This window comes from Sorangium sp. So ce302 (genome assembly GCF_051530145.1).
GTDB classification, from domain to species: domain Bacteria; phylum Myxococcota_A; class Polyangia; order Polyangiales; family Polyangiaceae; genus Sorangium; species Sorangium cellulosum_B.
Map to the genome: position 1 here is coordinate 5785413 of NZ_CP150326.1, position 16317 is coordinate 5801729.

The following is a 16317-nucleotide window of genomic DNA, read 5'->3' on the forward strand; positions in this document are numbered from 1 at the left end:
CGGCCCACCGGCGACGCACACCCGAGACAGAACCGGGAGTCCCTTGACAGTCTTGCACGCGCGTGCCATGACTTACTTGAAACTGATTTTCTTTATCAGTTATCAGAAACGAGCGGCCCGAGACCTGACGTCCAGCGCCCGATGATCCGAGCCCACGTGGCTCTCGACGCCCATCGGAGCTGAATGTGACGAGTTCCATCTCGATACCGGCCTCTGTCGCGCTGCCCGCGGTGAACGCAGGGCAGCTGTTGAAGCAATACACCCCTGAGTCGGCGTTCTTCTTCGCGTCGCCGACACGCACCCTCCTCGCGCAGGGCGTACACGACATGATCCTCGAGCCGAACGGCGCGGATCAGGGCGATCGCCTCGCGGACCGCGTCACGAGGGTGCTCGCGGCGGCGTCGAGGGCCGGCCAGGGCTTGCCCATGGTGGTCGGCGCGGTGCCGTTCAACAGCACATCGCCGGCGCACCTCATCGTGCCGAGGGCGATCCAGAGCGCGGGCCCGCTCAACCACACGTCGGAATCGCCGCGGTCGCACCTGCCGATCACCGTCCAGGAGCTGCGCCAGGTCCCCGAGCCCCGCGACTACGTGCGTGGCGTCGAGACGGCGGTGGGCCTGATGCGGTCCGAGGCGCTGAGCAAGGTGGTCCTCTCCAGGATGCTGGAGATGGTCCTGCGAGAGCCGGTCGATCTCCGCCTCGTCCTCCAGCGCCTCTCGCAGCAGAACCGGAACGGCTACACGTTCGCCGCCAACCTCTCGGATCCGACCGCGGGGCTCTCCAGCGCGGAGCGCGGCGTCCCGACCTCGCGCGCGCGGACGCTCATCGGCGCGAGCCCGGAGCTGCTCCTGTCCCGCTCCGGGCTCCGGGTGATCGCCAACCCGCTCGCCGGCTCCGCGGTCCGCAGCCCGGACCCCGACGAGGACCGCCGGCGGGCGATCGCCCTGCTCGCGTCCGAGAAAGACCGGCACGAGCACGCGATCGTCGTCGACGCCGTCGCCGCCGCGCTCCGGCCGTTCTGCCGGCGCCTGAGCGTCCCCGACGAGCCTTCGCTCACGCAGACCCCGACGCTGTGGCACCTGTCGAGCCGGCTCACGGGGGAGCTGCGCGATCTCTCGATCTCCTCGATGAAGCTGGCCACCGCGCTGCACCCGACCCCCGCCGTGTGCGGATACCCCACGGACCGCGCCCGCGACGCCATCGAGGCGATCGAACGGTTCGATCGCGGGTTCTTCACGGGGCTCGTGGGCTGGTCCGACGCGAGCGGCGACGGCGAGTGGGCGGTCGTCATCCGCTGCGCCGACGTCGCCGGCCGGGCGCTCCGCCTCTATGCCGGGGCCGGGATCGTCATCGGTTCGAACGGCGAGCACGAGCTCGCCGAGACCACCGCCAAGCTCGGGACCATGCTGAACGCGCTCGGCCTCAACCAGGCGCCGGAGAGGGCATGAGCGCTCCGGAGGAGAGCCGGCAGGCGCCCGCGCAGGCGCAACCGCAGGCGCTCGACGGCTGGACTCCGTGGCCGGCCGAGATGGCCGATCTCTACCGGCGCGCCGGCTACTGGCGCGGCGAGACCTTCGGGCGCCTTCTCCGCGAGCGGGCCGCGCGGCACCCGGATCGGATCGCGCTCGTCAGCGGCGATCGCGGGCTGAGCTACGGTGAGCTCGATCGGCGCGCCGATCGCCTCGCCGCGGGCCTGCTGCACCTCGGGCTCCGGCCGGGGGATCGCGTCGTCGTCCAGCTCCCGAACATCGCGGAGTTCTTCGAGGTCTGCTTCGCGCTGTTCCGGCTCGGGGCGCTCCCCGTGCTGGCCCTGCCCGCGCACCGGCGCGCCGAGATCGCGTATTTCTGCGAGCACACCGAGGCGGTCGCCTACGTCATCGCCGACCGGGACGGCGGGTTCGATTACCGCGCGCTGGCGAGCCAGATCCGGCGCGACGTCAGGACCTTGCGGCACGTGCTCGTGGCCGGCGATCCGGGCGAGCACACCGCGCTCTCCGGCCTGGACCGGGAGCCCGTCGAGCTCCCGGAGCCCGCCGCGGCGGACGTCGCCTTCTTCCAGCTGTCCGGCGGGAGCACCGGCGTACCGAAGCTCATCCCGCGGACGCACGACGACTACCTCTACAGCGTGCGGGCCAGCGCGGAGATCTGCGGGCTCGACGAGGGCAGCGTTTACCTCGCCGTCCTCCCCGTCGCGCACAACTTCACGCTCAGCTCGCCCGGGAGCCTGGGCGTGCTCCACGCCGGCGGCCGCGTGGTGCTCTGCCGCCGGCCCAGCCCGGACGAGGCGTTTCCGTGGATCGAGCGGGAGCGGGTCACGCTGACGGCGCTCGTGCCGCCGCTGGCCTCGGTCTGGCTGGAGTCGGCCCGGACGGCGCGGCACGACCTGTCGAGCTTGAAGGTGCTCCAGGTGGGCGGCGCCAGGCTCCCCGCGGAGGTCGCGCGCCGCGTGGGGCCGACGCTGGGCTGCAAGGTGCAGCAGGTGTTCGGGATGGCGGAGGGGCTCGTCAACTACACCCGCCTCGAGGACCCCGACGCGATCGCGCTCGAGACGCAGGGGCGGCCCATCTCGCCCCACGACGAGGTCCGCGTCGTGGACGACGACGACCGCGACGTCGAGCCCGGACAGGTCGGTCACCTGCTCACGCGAGGGCCCTACACGATCCGCGGGTATTACAGGGCCGACGCGCACAACGAGAAGGCGTTCACGCGCGACGGCTTCTACCGCACGGGCGATCTCGTGCGGCGGACCCGAGAGGGCTACCTCGTCGTGGAGGGCCGCGCCAAGGATCAGATCAACCGCGGCGGCGAGAAGATCGCGGCCGAGGAGGTCGAGAACCACGTCCTCGCCCACCCGGCGGTGCGCGACGCGGCGCTCGTCGCCATGCCGGACTCGCACCTCGGCGAGCGATCGTGCGCGTTCCTCGTGGCCCGCGGGCAGCCGCCGCCAGCGAGGGAGATCAACGCCTTCCTGCGCGAGCGCGGCGTCGCCCAGTTCAAGGTGCCCGATCGCATCGAGTGGCTCGACGCCCTCCCGACGACGAGCGTCGGCAAGGTGGACAAGAAGGCGCTCCGCCGGTGGATCGCCGACAGGCTCGCGCAGGGCGCGCGCGCCTGAGAGGACAGCGCGGGCCCAGGCGGCGCAGCGACGCCCGCGGCCCGTTCCATCGACAGGAGCGCTGCGACCAGAAGAGAGAGAAGAGAGGAACGACCATGGCCATCCCCCGCATCCAGACCTATCGCATGCCACGAGCCGAGGAGCTCCCGGAGAGCCGGGCGTCATGGCGGCCGGACCCGGGGCGCTCCGTCCTCTTGATCCACGATATGCAGGAGTATTTCCTCGGCTTCTACGACGCGAGCGCGTCCCCGATGGTCGAGCTGATCGAAAACGCCCGCCTGCTCCGGGAGCGGTGCGCGGCGAGCGGGGTCCCGGTCGTCTACACGAAGCAGCCCGCCGAGCAGACGAGGGCCCAGCGCGGTCTGCTGACGGATCTCTGGGGGCCCGGGCTGACGCAGCAGCCCGACAAACACGAGATCGTGCGCGAGCTCGCGCCGGGAAGCGCCGACACCGTCCTCACCAAGTGGCGGTACAGCGCCTTCCAGCGCACGGAGCTCCTGGATCTCTTGCGCCGCTGGGGCCGCGATCAGCTGATCGTGTGCGGCGTGTACGCGCACATCGGGTGCCTGCTGACCGCGTGCGAGGCGTTCATGAACGACGTCCAGCCGTTCCTCGTGACCGACGGGACCGCCGATTTCTCCCGGCAGCAGCACGACATGGCCATCGCCTACGTCGCGCAGCGGTGCGGCGTCGCGCTGCCGACGAGCGACGTCCTGGCCGCGCTCGCGCCCCGCGAGCGGACGAGCACCCCGCAGCGCGACGCGCCGGCGCCGGCGCAGCTCGGGGCGACGCAGGACCGGACGCCGTGGGTCGAGCGCCTGCGCGGCGACGTCGCCGAGGTCCTCGACCAGCTCCCCTCGGCGATCTCCGATCGCGATGGCATCCTCGATCTGGGGCTCGACTCGATACGGCTCATGACGCTCGTCGAGCAGTGGCGCGCCGCGGGGATCGACGTCGCGTTCGTGGACCTCGCCGAGCTGCCGACGCTCGGGCACTGGTGGGAGCTCCTGTCGACCCGGCTGCCGCGTGAAGCGAGGCCAGCGCCCCGGCACCGCGCGGAAGCGCCCCTCCAGGAAGCCGCCCGCTGACCGGCCGAGCTTGCCCCACGACGGCTTCCCCATGGCACAGGTCACCATGAATCGAGTCGCGACATCCCCACCCAGGACGGTGGCGCGCACCCCGCCGCGCCTCCTCGAGGTGCTGCGCACGACCGCGATCTCCCCCCGCATGCGGCGAATCACGCTGGGCGGCGAGGCGATCGCGGGGTTCCCCGCGCGCTCCGGCGGCGCGCACATCAAGGTCTTCTTCCCGCGCGGCGACCAGGCGGCGCCGGAGCTGCCCACGCTGGGCCCGGACGGCCCCGTCTGGCCTCCGATGCCGCGGCGGCCGATCACGCGCACGTACTCGGTGCGCAGGTACGACGCGCAGGCCGGCGAGCTGGACGTGGATTTCGTCCTGCACGGGGACGACGGCCCCGCGTCGCGGTGGGCCCACCGCGCCAGGCCGGGCGATCGCATCGGCATCGCCGGGCCGGGGGGCCCCGATCCGATGCTCGGCCCCGCGGACTGGTACCTCCTGGCCGGCGACCTCTCCGCGCTGCCGGCCATCGGCGCGCTGCTCGAGGCCCTGCCGAAGGCGGTGCGCGGCCACGCCATCGTCGCGGTCCCCGACGCGGCGGACGTGCAGGAGATCGATCGCCCGCCGCACGTCGCGCTGACCTGGATCTACCTGCAGGGCGAGCACGCCCCGGGCCCCCGGCTCGAGGCGGCCGTCCGCGCCCTGGGGTGGCCAGCGGGCCGCGTCTTCGCCTGGGTCGCGGGCGAGTCGTCGTCCGTCGTCGCGATCCGCGATCACCTGCTCGACGAGCGCGGGCTCGGGCGCGAGGCGCTGTACGCGATCCCCTACTGGAAGGCCAGCCAGTCCGAGGAGGCGTACCACGCGGAGCGGCACCGGATCATGGACGGGCTCGACAGGGCCTGACGGGAGCGATCGATGGAGTTCAAGCACAAGGCGGCGCTCGTCACCGGCGCGGCCCAGGGGATCGGCGAGGCCGTCGCCCGGAGGCTCGCCGCGCGGGGCGCCGCAGTGGCGGCGGTGGACGCGAACCGGGAGCGCCTGGGCGCCGTCGTCGCCGGTCTCCAGGCGAGCGGCCATCGCGCCGCGGCGTTCGCGGTGGACGTGGCCGACGGCGAGGCGGTCGACGGCGCGGTGGCGCGGATCGAGCGCGAGCTCGGCCCCCTCGAGATGCTGGTCAACGTGGCCGGCGTGCTGCGCGTGGGCGGCGCCCTCTCGCTGAGCGACGACGACTGGGAGCGCACGTTCGCTGTCAACACCCGGGGGGTGTTCAACGTGAGCCGGGCGGTGGCGCGCCGCATGGTGCCGCGCCGATCGGGGTCGATCGTGACGGTCGGGTCCAACGCCGCGCGCACGCCGCGGATGAACATGGGCGCTTACGCGGCCTCGAAGGCCGCCGCGGCCCAGTGGACGAAGTGCCTCGGCCTGGAGCTCGCGCAGCACGACATCCGGTGCAACGTGGTGTCCCCTGGCTCGACGGACACGCCGATGCAGCGCGCGCTCTGGGCGGATGATCGCGGCGCTCAGGTGGTCATCGCCGGCGCTCCAGAGGCGTTCCGGCTGGGCATCCCGCTGCGCCGGATCGCCACGACGGACGACGTCGCCAGCGCGGTGCTGTTCCTGCTCTCGGACGAGGCGCGGCACATCACGATGCACGACCTCTGCGTCGACGGCGGCGCCACGCTGGGCGCCTGATCCCCGCCCGGCGGGAGCGCCGATGTCCGCGAGCGCGGACACCGGCGCGCCGGGCTCACGGGCCTTCCTTGCCCACGTTCCCGAACAGCGCGTCCGACGCCGCGCCGACCATCACCACCGCGGCGAGCGCCACGGCGGCGGCGATCGCGAGGGCGCCGAGGACCCGCGAGGGCTTCATCTGCCACCACATGGCGAGGCCGCTGAGCGCCCACACGACCAGCGTGATCCCGGTGATGTCCGCGAAGAGCGCCCAGAGCCACGCCACGCCGCCGTGCACGGGGAAGTGGTGCGTCTTGTGGAGCGTCTCGAGCACCTCGACGAAGCGAGGCCACCCCCGCGCGCCGGCTGGCCGCCCGTCGAGCCGCCCCGTGCCCAGGTTGTACGTGACGTTCCAGGCGCGGCCGTCCGCGTCCCGCATGCCGAAGCGCAGCTCCGGGCTGATCTTCGGGTGGGCGCGCAGCGGCGCCGCGGCGTCGACGCCGATCTTGGGCAGGAGATCCTTTATCTGCTCCTGCACCGCCGCCATCCTGTGTCCAGGCAGGTCGATCGCGACGCCGGCGAACGGGGGCGCGGGGGCCTCGGGCTCGGGAGGATGGCTGGAGACCGTCGCGCTGCCGTCGTCGAGGCGCAGGATCACCACCTGGCGTCCCCCGTCGGCGCGCGGCGCCGCGAGCAGGGGCCACCCGGAGAACGCGCCCGGGGTCCCCGGATCGAGCGTGTAGCGCGAGGGCGAGCCGGCGTTGAGCTGCTCGACGACCTGGCGCGCGAGCTCGCCGGGAGCCCAGGGCTGGAACCCGGTGAGCGCCGACAGCCGCTCTCCCGAGAGCGACCGGCTGTCGATGTCTCGCCCGATCTGCGGGTGATTGAACAGCGTGCCGCTGATCCCGAACAGCAGTATCCAGGGGAACAGCAGCAAGCCCAGGTACATGTGCACGCGCCGCACGACCTTCATGATCGCGCCGTAACGCGGCCGCCCGCGGGGGCCCCGTGGCGAACGGGGCCCTCGCGCGGCGTCGTCCCTCATCGCTCCTTCGTGATCGGGCGCGAGCGTCATCGGATCTTCGCGACGGAGAAGGTGAGCCCAGGCGCGCTCACGCCCGCCTCGCCCGGCCCGTCCTCGCCGATCTCGCGGAGCGTCGTCGACTCCTGGCCCTCGAACTCCAGCAGGAAGGTGCGGTCGCCGAGCGCGACGCTCAGGACGCTGCCGCCGCCGGGCGCGGCGTCGAGCACCGTGGCGGTCGGCGTATCGCCGAGCGTCACGCTGGCCCACCGCCACGCCGCGGCGCTCGCCAGCACGCGCGGGTGGGTGTCGTCCGCTATCGCGAAGAGGCTCTCGTCGAGCACGCGCAGGAACGCCTTCCCGTCCGGACCGCCGAAGAGCGAGCCGGCGGCGTCGCCGTCGAACAGCGTGCTCAGCTCGACGTGGAACTCGGGGTCGAACTGCCTCGTCTCGGGGTCGAAGCGCAGCATGCACGGGGCGGCCGCGTTGTCGGGGTTGAGCCGGTGCACCGCCGCGCCGTACGCCTCGGTGGCCACGTAGATCATGCCGTCGGGCCCCTCGACCCCATCGCGCACGTAACCGCAGCGATCGTCGGTGACGACGGCCGCCTCGTCCGTCGCGCTGTCCACGACGACGACCGCGGCCACGCTCGGGACCTCCGGGCCGATCCGCCAGCCGCCGAAGGTGATCACGTCGTCGCCCTGGACCAGCGGCGACGACGAGGAGTACGTGAGGGTGGCGTCCTGGATCACGAGATCCTCGAGCGGGATGTCGCCGGTGACCGTCATTTCCTGAGGGTTCCAGACGACCACCTGGGCGGTGGGACCATCGAAGAAGTACGCCTTGGTCTCCGAGACGAAGTGGAACTGGGTGCCGTACTCGCCGAGCTTCGCGAGGCCCTTGCCCTGGAAGCTGACGGTGTCCCCTTCCTCGAGGCTGCCGTCCTCCTGCAGGTCGTAGCGGGTCACGGTCGCCGCGGCGTCGCTCGCCACGAACACCGCGCCTCCGCCGTCCAGCCCGACGCCGAGGGCGCGCCCCTGCACCTCGATGGCGTCGTCCAGCGACAGCGTCTCATCGGAGTCGATGTCGTCCGTCACGATGACGTAGCTCTGCGTGTCGCCGCCGTCCGGCCCGAACACCTGGACCGTGAGGGCGTACGCCGGCCCTGCGTTGGGCGTCCCCCCCGTGCCGCTGGTGGCTCCGCCGGCGCCGGTGCCTTCACCGCCGGCGCCCCCCGCGCCCCCCGCGCCCCCCGCGCCGCCGGTGCCGCCGCTCGTCGCGCCGCTGCTCGTGCCATCGCTCGTGTCGTCGCCGCAGGCGACGAAGCACGGGAGGAGCAGGGTCAGGAGGAGGGCATTCGCGTAGCGCGCACGAAATAACATGAAGGATCTCCTTGTGTCGGGTTTCAACTGCTGTCGCACGAACATCGGCTCACAGGCTCAAGGCGAGCTTGGCGTACGCCGCTCGCCCGGGGCGCTGGACGCCATAGAAGCTGAAGGCCTTCTCGTCGGTGAGGTTCTGCACCTCGACGGTCGAGCTCACCGTCCATCCGCCGCGCTCGACCAGGTACGTGAGCGCGAGCGTGTGCACGAGCTGCGACGGGATCTCCGCCTTGGAATCGGCTGCGCCGCGGCCTTCCGGGCCGACGAAGAAGGCGTGTACATAATCGGCGTGCCAGGTCATGGACAGGACATCACGCCTCGCCGCGATCTCGGGCCACTGCGCGCGCGCGACGACCCCGCCGAACAGGTACGGCTGGTTCTGGATGCGAACGCCGGTCGAGCCGTCCCGGAAGTCCTGCCAGGTGACGTGACCGTCGACCGACAGCCAGTCGCCCGGAGCGGTCCACCCGGCCGTCGACTCGATACCGACGGATCGCGCCGACAGCGTGTTTCCGTACTCCGAGTAGCCCAGGTGCCTTCGCAGCGTGATCAGATCCTCGGTGAAGCGACCGAAGCCGTTGGCGCTGAACCGGAGCTGTCCCGCGCCGGTCTCCGCGCGCTCCAGGGTCACGCCCAGGTTGACGTTGTGGCTCGCCTCCGGCTCCAAGTGGACATTCCAGACGATGAGCCCTCCGTCGCCGAACAGCTCCTCCGGCGTCGGCAGGCGGGTGGCGTACTCGTACGAGGCCTTGGCGTAGAGGGCGTCGGTGAAGCGGAAGCGCAGGCTGTCCCCTGCCCCCACCCGGTGCGTCGCTCGATCGACGTCGCCGATCCGGCCGCTCGGCAGGTGCTCCCGGGTGCGGACGCCGTGCAGGTAGAGCTTGGCGAAGGCGATGTTCGCGAGCCGGCCTTCGAGGGGCCTGGCCTCGTACTCGACGCCTGCCACGCCGCTCCACAGCTCCCGCTCCGCGGTCAGCGGGTCCTTCTCGGGCTCGGCCACGACAAGGTTCCTCCCGGTGCGCGTCACGTGGCTCGGCGAGAGCCCGAAGCGCAGGAGGTGCTCGGTCGCGGGATGCCAGGCCAGGTTGACGCGAGCGAAGGCGGTGTGCTGGCGGACTTGCTGGTCGTTCGCGTCGTCCCCGACCTCCCCCCGATACGGGCGCTCCACGCAGCCGCCCGACCAGTCGTAGGTGCACGTGGCCACGTCGAGGAAGGTCGTGCGCGCGTACGAGTACCCCGCGAGGGCGTCGAGCCGCGCCCTCCCGGAGAACGGCTGCGCATACCGCAGCAGCGCGCCGCCGGTCTGCCTGCCGAAGGTGACCTCTCCGAAGGGCGGCGACTTGACCCTGCCGTCGAGCATGTCGACGAGCAGGCCGTGCTGCACCTCCTTGTCGTGCGAGGTGAAGAAGGCGCGAAGGAGCAGGCGGTCGGCCCACGGCCGCCGGGCGACCCCCACCTCGGCCGCGCCGCCGGCCGCGACGTAGCCATCGTGGAACCGCCGGGCGCGCGCGGGCGACAGGCGCCCGCTCTCGTCGAACGCCATGACGTCGATCGGGGTGTCGTTCCGCGCGCGATCGACGAACCCGCTCGCGCGGGCGAAGAGGCCGCTCGGCGCGTGCGCGTGGCGCGCGCCGAGGGTCAGCCGGTACGTGCCGAAGGAGCCGACCTGATAGGACGCCGACGCGCCCGTGCCGCGCGTGTCTTGATCGGTCACCAGGTTCACCGCGCCGCCGAGCGCGTCCGTGCCGAAGCGCAGCGGGACGACGCCGCGGTAGATCTCGGCGCGCTCGACGAGGTTGACCGGCACGTTGGCGACCCCGAAGGAGTGCCCGGCGAGGTCGAGCGGCACGCCGTCGAGGAAGAAGCGGATCCGGTCGTCGGTGAGGCCGTTCAGCGAGAAGCGCGCGTCGGAGCCGAGCCCGCCGAGGCGGCGCACGCTCACGCCCTCGGCGCGCGCCAGCACCTGGCCGAGATCCGCGGCCTGACGCTTGGCCTCGACGGTCTCGATCACCTGGACCGCCTGCGCGGAGGTACGGAGCCGCTCGGCCTCGGAGGCCCCCCGCACGCTCACCTCGATCGCGGGCAGAGCTGGCCCTGCGGCGCCAGCGACCGGCGCGGCACCGACGGGTCGTGTGACGGGCGCGGCACCGGCGGCGCCCGCGACGGGCGCGGCCGCGGGGGTCGGCGCAGGCAGCCGGAAGTCGTGGCGGTAGAGGATGCGCGACGCGACGCTCCGGTCGCCTCGCCGGGCGGGCGTGAAGCGGAAGCGCAGCGCCGCTTGCTGCGCGGCCTCGTCGAACCCGTGGCCCGCGGGCTCGGCGATCTCTGCGCTGGTGACACGCCCTTCCGCGTCGATCGTCAGCCGCAGAACGACGCTCCCCTCCAACCCCGCCTCGCGCGCCGCCTGCGGATACGCCGCCTCGACGGCGCCCGTGAGCTCGGGCGGGCGCACCGCGAGCGCGGCGCCATCGCCCGGGGCGCGCGCCGCCGGCGCTGTCTCGGCCCCGGGTGCCGCTCCCTCGTCGCCCTCGTCGGCAGGGGCCTCTTCGCTCGCCCGCGCGTCCGCTGCGAAGGCCAACAGGGCACCGCAGGGGGCGAGGACCAGAGTCCCGGCCAGCGCGGCGCAACGCAAGGGCTGTAATCGAATCATGAGATCACCGGGCATGCTCACCGGAGCGTGACGAAGCGGCGCTCTGGCCGGCTCTGCGCAAGCTGGTTGTCGTGGCGTCTCGCTCGCCGGCTCTTCAGGCCTCTTCGGATGGCGCAGACCGCGCTGGCCAGGGGTCGCCGCCGCGAGCTGTCATGTCAGCGCCCTGGGAGATTCAACCGCTCACGTCCTCCGCCGCCGCCGGGACCGGGACGACGACGACGCGCTTGCACCGCCGGCACTTCAGCTCGACGCCGCCGGGCACATACCGGGCGAGAAGGCTGCCGCAGCCGCAGCGCACGGAATTGGGCTCGGCACGTCCAGCAACGCCGCAGTGATCACACCGGCTGTCGGGCGGAGCCGTCGCCTTCGACATCAGGTTGTCCATCGTGGAACCCCACTTTCAATAATGAAAGTCACTTTCACTTTCAATCGAGAACCTGCCATGCTACCAACAGCGTTGTCAAGCGAAAGCGGTCGGAGAGCGTCCGCGAAACGTCGCGACGTCCGCAGGTCCGAGCAGCGCGAGATCGCGGCCGAAACCGGCGCGATCTCGCGCTCGCTCGGGTCGCCGGCGCCGTGCCTCGCTGGCGCGGACAGGCCCACCACGGGACGGTGGCCCGCGGCGGGGGTCCCAACGAATTCTCTTGACAATGCCCACCCTACCTCACCATAAACGAACTTGAAAGTAGTTTTCATTTTCATTCGCTCGTCGACGCCTAGGTGGCCACGCCCATCGCGGCGTCATCGAGGTCCGCTGTCGGGACGACGTCCGGCGCCCCTGCCCTGCGTGCTCTCGGGGCTCGGGCCCCGCTGCGCCGGCGGGCTCCGCTCTCGTTCCAACGGCGCTGGCGCGGGCGTCACGGCCGCCTTTGCGCCGTCGTCGCGGGCCGCGGATCGCCTGCCGCGAGCGTGCCTCTGGCGGCTGTCCCGTCGAGCGCCGGTTGAACCAGGAGGGTTGTCGTCATGGTCGCTCCTCAGGACGCGCGCTGGCCGCTGTCGGCCGCGCAGCACGGTATCTGGCTAGGCCAGCAGCTCGACCCCGCGAGCCCTGTGTACAACGCGGGCGAGTGCGTCGAGATCTGCGGGTCCATCGATCGCGCGATCCTCGAGGCCGCGATACGCCTTGCCGTCTCGGAGGCAGAGGCGCTGCACGTGCGCTTCACGAGCGAGGCGGACGGCCCGCGCCAGCGCCTCGACCCGTCCCCTGACTTCCCTGTACACCGCGTCGACGTCAGCGCGGCGCCGGACGCGTTCGCCGCGGCCGAGGCGTGGATGCGCGAGGATCTCGCGAGGCCGGTGGATCTCGCGCGCGGGCCCCTCTTCACGGAGGCGCTGTTCACGGCGGGGCCCGATCGGCTCTTCTGGTACCAGCGCGCGCACCACATCGCGCTGGACGGCTACGGCTTCTCGCTGATCGCGCGGCGGGTGGCCGAGATCTACACCGCGCGCGTCGAGGGCCGATCGAGCGAAGGCGGCGCCTTCGGGTCGCTGCGCCGGGTCGTCGACGAGGATCTGGCCTACCGCGCCTCCCCCGATCTGGAGCGCGATCGCGCCTTCTGGACGCAGCGCTTCGCCGACCGGCCCGAGCCGGTGAGCCTCGGCGACGAGCCGGCGCCCGCGTCGCGCGCCTGCCTGCGCCGGACGGCGTCGCTCGCGCCGTCCACCGTCGACCGGCTGAAGGACGTGGCGCGCCAGGCGAAGGCGACCTGGCCTGACGTCGTGGTCGCCGCGACCGCGGCGTACGCCCACCGGCTCACCGGCGCGCCCGAGATCGTCCTGGGGCTGCCCGTGATGGGGCGCCTCGGCTCGGTGTCGCTGCGCATCCCGGGCATGGTCATGAACATCGTCCCGCTCCGGGTGCCGGTCGCGGAGGGCGCGAGCCTGGTCGATGTCGCCCGGCAGGTCGCGGCCGAGCTCGCGGCCATCCGGCCGCACCTGCGGTATCGCTACGAGCAGCTCCGCCGGGATCTCAAGCTGATCGGCGGCGGCCGCCGGCTGTTCGGCCCGGTGGTCAACATCATGCCGTTCGATTACGACCTGCGCTTCGCGGGGCATCGCGGCGTCGCGCACAACATCTCCGCCGGCCCGGTCGAGGATCTGTCGTTCGGCATCTACGCGAGGTCGGACGGGCGCGGGCCGCGGCTCGACCTCGACGCCAACCCGGCCTGCTACGGCGACGAGGATCTCTCGGCGCACCAGCGGCGCTTCCTCGCGTTCCTGGAGGCGGTCGCCGCCGCCCCAGAGCAGGCCCTCGATCGCGCCGAGATCGACCTCCCCCGGGCCGCGGCGCGCGCGCCCGGCGCGCAGGCGGCCGGGCAGCCCGGCGCGCTGCTCGACGGGGGCCCGCTGCCCGCGCCGGCGCGCCCCGTCGTCGAGCAGATCGCCCTGCGCGCGCGCGAGCAGCCGGACGCTACCGCCGTCCACCACGGCCTCGAGCGCGTGACCTACGGCGAGCTCGACCTCGCCGCCCGGCGGCTCGCCGCCCGGCTGGCCGCGCTCGGCGCCGGGCCGGACACGCTGGTCGCGGTGCTCCTGCCGCGCAGCGTCGGCGCCATCACCGCGATCCTCGGCGCGCTCTACGCTGGCGCAGGCTACCTCCCCCTCGATCCGGACGGGCCGCAGCCGAGGACGACGGCGATCCTCGACGACGCCAGGCCGGCGATCGTCGTCACGACGTCGCAGCACGCCGCGAAGGTGGGGAGCGATCGCGCGGCGCGCCTCGTGCTCCTGGACGAGGCGATCCACGGCGCGCCGGAGCGGGCGCTGGTCCAGGGCGCGGAGGAGCACCTGGCGTACGTCATCTACACGTCCGGCTCCACCGGCCGCCCGAACGGCGTCATGATCGAGCGCGGCGCGCTGGCCCACTTCGTGGCGGCCGCGACCCACCGCTACGATCTGCGCCGCGACGACCGGGTGCTGCAGTTCGCGCCGCTGCACTTCGACGCCAGCGTCGAGGAGATCTTCCTGACCCTGTGCGCGGGCGCCGCCCTGGTGCTGCGCACGGACGAGATGCTGCAATCCGTGCCGCGGCTGCTCGACGCCTGCGAAAGGCACCGGATCACCGTCCTGGATCTGCCCACCGCGTTCTGGCACGAGCTCGCCTACGGCCTCTCGACCGGCGCGGCGTCGCTCCCCGAGGGCGTCCGCACCGTCATCATCGGCGGCGAGGCGGCGCTGCCCGAGCGCGTCGAGCGCTTCCGCCGCGCCGTCGGTCGGCGCGCGCGGCTGCTCAACACCTACGGCCCCACCGAGGCGACCGTCGTCGCCTCGGCCGCCACGCTGAGCGGCGGCGACGCGCCGGACGAGGCGCAAGAGGACAGACACGAGGCGCCGATCGGTACGCCGCTGCCCGGGGTTCGCGCGGCCATCATCGACACGCACGCGCACGGCCGGCTGGTCCCGCAGGGCGCCGTGGGCGAGCTCCACCTCATCGGGCCCGGGCTGGCGAGGGGGTACCTCGGGCGGCCGGACCTCGACGCCGCGCGCTTCGTCGTGCTCGACCAGCTGGAGGGCCGCCCGCGCGCGTACCGCACCGGCGACCTGGTCCTCCAGCGGGCCGACGGGCAGATGGTCTTTGTCGGGCGCGTCGACGACGAGCTCAAGATCAGCGGCCACCGCGTCGATCCGCTCGAGATCGAGGCCGCGCTCCTGCGCCACCCTTCCGTGCGGGAGGCGGCCGTCATCGGGCACGCCTCGGCCGGCGGCGGCAAGCGCCTGTCCGCGTTCCTCGTCGCCGGAGACCCCGCCCCGTCGCCGGCCGAGCTCCGCCGGCACGCGCGCTCGCTGCTCCCCGCGGCCGCCATCCCCTCGGCCTTCGTGCTCACCGATCGGCTGCCGAGGACGAGCTCCGGCAAGATCGACCGCAAGGCGCTGCGGGAGGCGCCGATCGCCGCGGCGGCGGAGCCGCCTGCCGCCGCGACGGCGCTCGAGCGGCAGCTGCTGCAGGTCTGGGAGCAGGTGCTCGGCGTGAGCGGCCTGTCGGCGCACGACGATTTCTTCGAGCGCGGCGGCCAGTCGCTGCAGACGATCCAGGTCGCCAACCGGCTCAGCGTCGATCTCGGGCGGGAGATCCCCGTCGCGATGATCTTCCGCCACCCGACCGTCGCGGCGCTCGCGCGCGCCCTCGACGAGGCGCAGGGCGCGGCGGCGGCGCAGACGAGCGGCGAGCCCCCCGGCGCCATGCTGGCCGACGCCGAGCTCCCCGAGGACGTCGTCCCCCGATCGCTCGCGTGGTCCGGCGGCGGCGGTCGCCCGCGGCAGGTCGTGCTCACCGGCGCGAGCGGCTTCGTCGGCGCGCACCTGCTCCACGAGCTCCTGACGCAGACGGACGCGACCGTGGTCTGCCTGGTGCGCGCCGCGAGCGAGGCGCACGCAGCGGAGCGGATCCGGCAGGCGCTCTCGAAGCAGCGCCTGCCGGTGGACGGCATCGACGCGCGGGTGCTCGCCGTGCCCGCCGACCTGACGCAGCCCCGCCTCGGCCTGAGCGCCGCGCGGTTCGGCCAGCTCGCCGCGGAGTGCGACGCCATCTACCACAACGCCGCGGTGGTGAGCCTCGTGCGCGACTACCGCAGCCTGCGCGCCGCCAACGTGATCGGCACGCGCGAGGCGCTCCGCCTGGCCGCGGCGGCGCGCCCCAAGCCGCTGCACCACGTGTCGACGCTCGCCGTGGCCCCGGGCATCGCGGCGAGCCCCGAGGTCGCGGAGGCGTTCGTGCCGCCGCACCCCGGCCTGCGCGACGGCTACCAGCAGAGCAAGTGGGCGGCCGAGCGCCTGGTGCAGCAGGCCGCGGAGCGCGGGCTGCCGGTCGCCGTGTACCGCCTGGGCCGCGTCGTCGGCGCGCCCGACACGGGCGTCGTCAACGAGCAGGATCTGGTCTTCCGGCTGCTGCGGGCCGGCATCCCCGCCGGCGTCCTGCCCGATCTCGACGTGAGGGAGGTGTGGACGCCCGTCGACTACGTCGGGCGCGCGATCGTGCGGCTCTCGCTTACCACGCTTACCGCGCAGACCACGGGCGCCGTGGTCAACGTCGCCCCTGCGCCCGAGGTCCGGCTGACGGAGCTCTTCGACTGGGCGCGCGACTACGGCTACCCGGTCGAGCGGCGCCCGGTCGCGGCGTGGCGCGCGCGGCTGAAGGACGGCGCCGACGCCGCGGACAGCGCCACGCTCGCGTTCTTCGATCTGCAGTCGGCCCCGGCCGACGGAGAGGCGACCTTCGGCATCGGGCGCGTGCGCTGCGACAACCTGGAGCGCGGCCTGGCTGGCACCGGCATCACGTGCCCGTCGATCGATCGCGCGCTCCTCTACCGCTACCTCGATCGCTGCGTCGAGGAAGGCCTCCTGCCGCCCCCTTCCAGCGCGGCGCGGCGAGCGCCGCGCCCCTCATGACACCGGCTCACGGACG

General features: G+C 73.2%; 10 protein-coding genes. 6 read left to right on the forward strand and 4 right to left on the reverse strand.

Annotation, left to right across the window (positions count from 1 at the left end):
- The first annotated feature begins 185 nt into the window (after window positions 1–185).
- The 5 genes from dhbC (at window position 186) to WME73_RS21990 (ending at window position 5884) form a co-directional block, all read left to right on the forward strand.
- Window positions 186–1448, forward strand: coding sequence for an isochorismate synthase DhbC (gene dhbC, locus WME73_RS21970; protein WP_437747334.1), 1263 nt, complete (start codon window positions 186–188; stop codon window positions 1446–1448).
- Window positions 1445–3115 carry a (2,3-dihydroxybenzoyl)adenylate synthase gene (locus tag WME73_RS21975; RefSeq protein WP_437747335.1) on the forward strand — a complete coding sequence of 557 codons (1671 nt, stop codon included), beginning with the start codon at window positions 1445–1447 and terminating at the stop codon, window positions 3113–3115. Before dhbC ends, WME73_RS21975 begins: the two co-directional genes overlap by 4 nt.
- 95 nt (window positions 3116–3210) lie before the next feature.
- On the forward strand, window positions 3211–4203 hold the full coding sequence (locus WME73_RS21980; RefSeq protein ID WP_437916952.1) for an isochorismatase family protein: 993 nt from the start codon (window positions 3211–3213) through the stop codon (window positions 4201–4203).
- Window positions 4204–4249: 46 nt separating this feature from the next.
- Entirely contained in the window at window positions 4250–5095 is an 846-nt protein-coding gene (locus WME73_RS21985; protein WP_437747337.1) for a siderophore-interacting protein, read from the forward strand.
- Between the two features lie 12 nt (window positions 5096–5107).
- Entirely contained in the window at window positions 5108–5884 is a 777-nt protein-coding gene (locus tag WME73_RS21990; protein ID WP_437916953.1) for a 2,3-dihydro-2,3-dihydroxybenzoate dehydrogenase, read from the forward strand.
- Window positions 5885–5939: 55 nt separating this feature from the next.
- Here WME73_RS21990 and WME73_RS21995 read toward each other — a convergent pair whose 3' ends face one another.
- The 4 genes from WME73_RS21995 to WME73_RS22010 all read right to left on the reverse strand — a co-directional run bounded on the left by WME73_RS21995 (window position 5940) and on the right by WME73_RS22010 (window position 11301).
- On the reverse strand, window positions 5940–6836 hold the full coding sequence (locus WME73_RS21995) for a PepSY domain-containing protein (protein ID WP_437916954.1): 897 nt from the start codon (window positions 6834–6836) through the stop codon (window positions 5940–5942).
- A gap of 98 nt (window positions 6837–6934) precedes the next feature.
- Window positions 6935–8266: a hypothetical protein gene (locus tag WME73_RS22000; protein WP_437916955.1), complete on the reverse strand. Its 1332-nt coding sequence runs from the start codon at window positions 8264–8266 to the stop codon at window positions 6935–6937.
- Window positions 8267–8315: 49 nt separating this feature from the next.
- Window positions 8316–10844, reverse strand: coding sequence for a TonB-dependent siderophore myxochelin receptor MxcH (gene mxcH, locus WME73_RS22005; RefSeq protein ID WP_437916956.1), 2529 nt, complete (start codon window positions 10842–10844; stop codon window positions 8316–8318).
- A 244-nt stretch (window positions 10845–11088) separates the two neighbouring features.
- Complete coding sequence (locus WME73_RS22010) at window positions 11089–11301, reverse strand: hypothetical protein (protein ID WP_437747342.1); 213 nt, start codon at window positions 11299–11301, stop codon at window positions 11089–11091.
- 578 nt (window positions 11302–11879) lie between these two features.
- Between WME73_RS22010 and mxcG the strand changes: the two genes are divergently transcribed.
- Window positions 11880–16301: a myxochelin non-ribosomal peptide synthetase MxcG gene (gene mxcG, locus WME73_RS22015; RefSeq protein WP_437916957.1), complete on the forward strand. Its 4422-nt coding sequence runs from the start codon at window positions 11880–11882 to the stop codon at window positions 16299–16301.
- The last annotated feature ends 16 nt before the right edge of the window (window positions 16302–16317 follow it).

What these genes read in the sequence shown, in the direction of transcription:
- WME73_RS21990 (WP_437916953.1), top strand. Translation starts at nt 5,108, where the DNA reads ATGGAGTTCAAGCACAAGGCGGCGCTCGTCACCGGCGCGGCCCAGGGG.
- WME73_RS21975 (WP_437747335.1), top strand. Translation starts at nt 1,445, where the DNA reads ATGAGCGCTCCGGAGGAGAGCCGGCAGGCGCCCGCGCAGGCGCAACCG.
- WME73_RS21980 (WP_437916952.1), top strand. Translation starts at nt 3,211, where the DNA reads ATGGCCATCCCCCGCATCCAGACCTATCGCATGCCACGAGCCGAGGAG.
- WME73_RS22010 (WP_437747342.1), bottom strand. Translation starts at nt 11,301, where the DNA reads ATGGACAACCTGATGTCGAAGGCGACGGCTCCGCCCGACAGCCGGTGT.
- WME73_RS21995 (WP_437916954.1), bottom strand. Translation starts at nt 6,836, where the DNA reads ATGAAGGTCGTGCGGCGCGTGCACATGTACCTGGGCTTGCTGCTGTTC.
- WME73_RS22000 (WP_437916955.1), bottom strand. Translation starts at nt 8,266, where the DNA reads ATGTTATTTCGTGCGCGCTACGCGAATGCCCTCCTCCTGACCCTGCTC.
- WME73_RS21985 (WP_437747337.1), top strand. Translation starts at nt 4,250, where the DNA reads ATGAATCGAGTCGCGACATCCCCACCCAGGACGGTGGCGCGCACCCCG.
- mxcG (WP_437916957.1), top strand. Translation starts at nt 11,880, where the DNA reads ATGGTCGCTCCTCAGGACGCGCGCTGGCCGCTGTCGGCCGCGCAGCAC.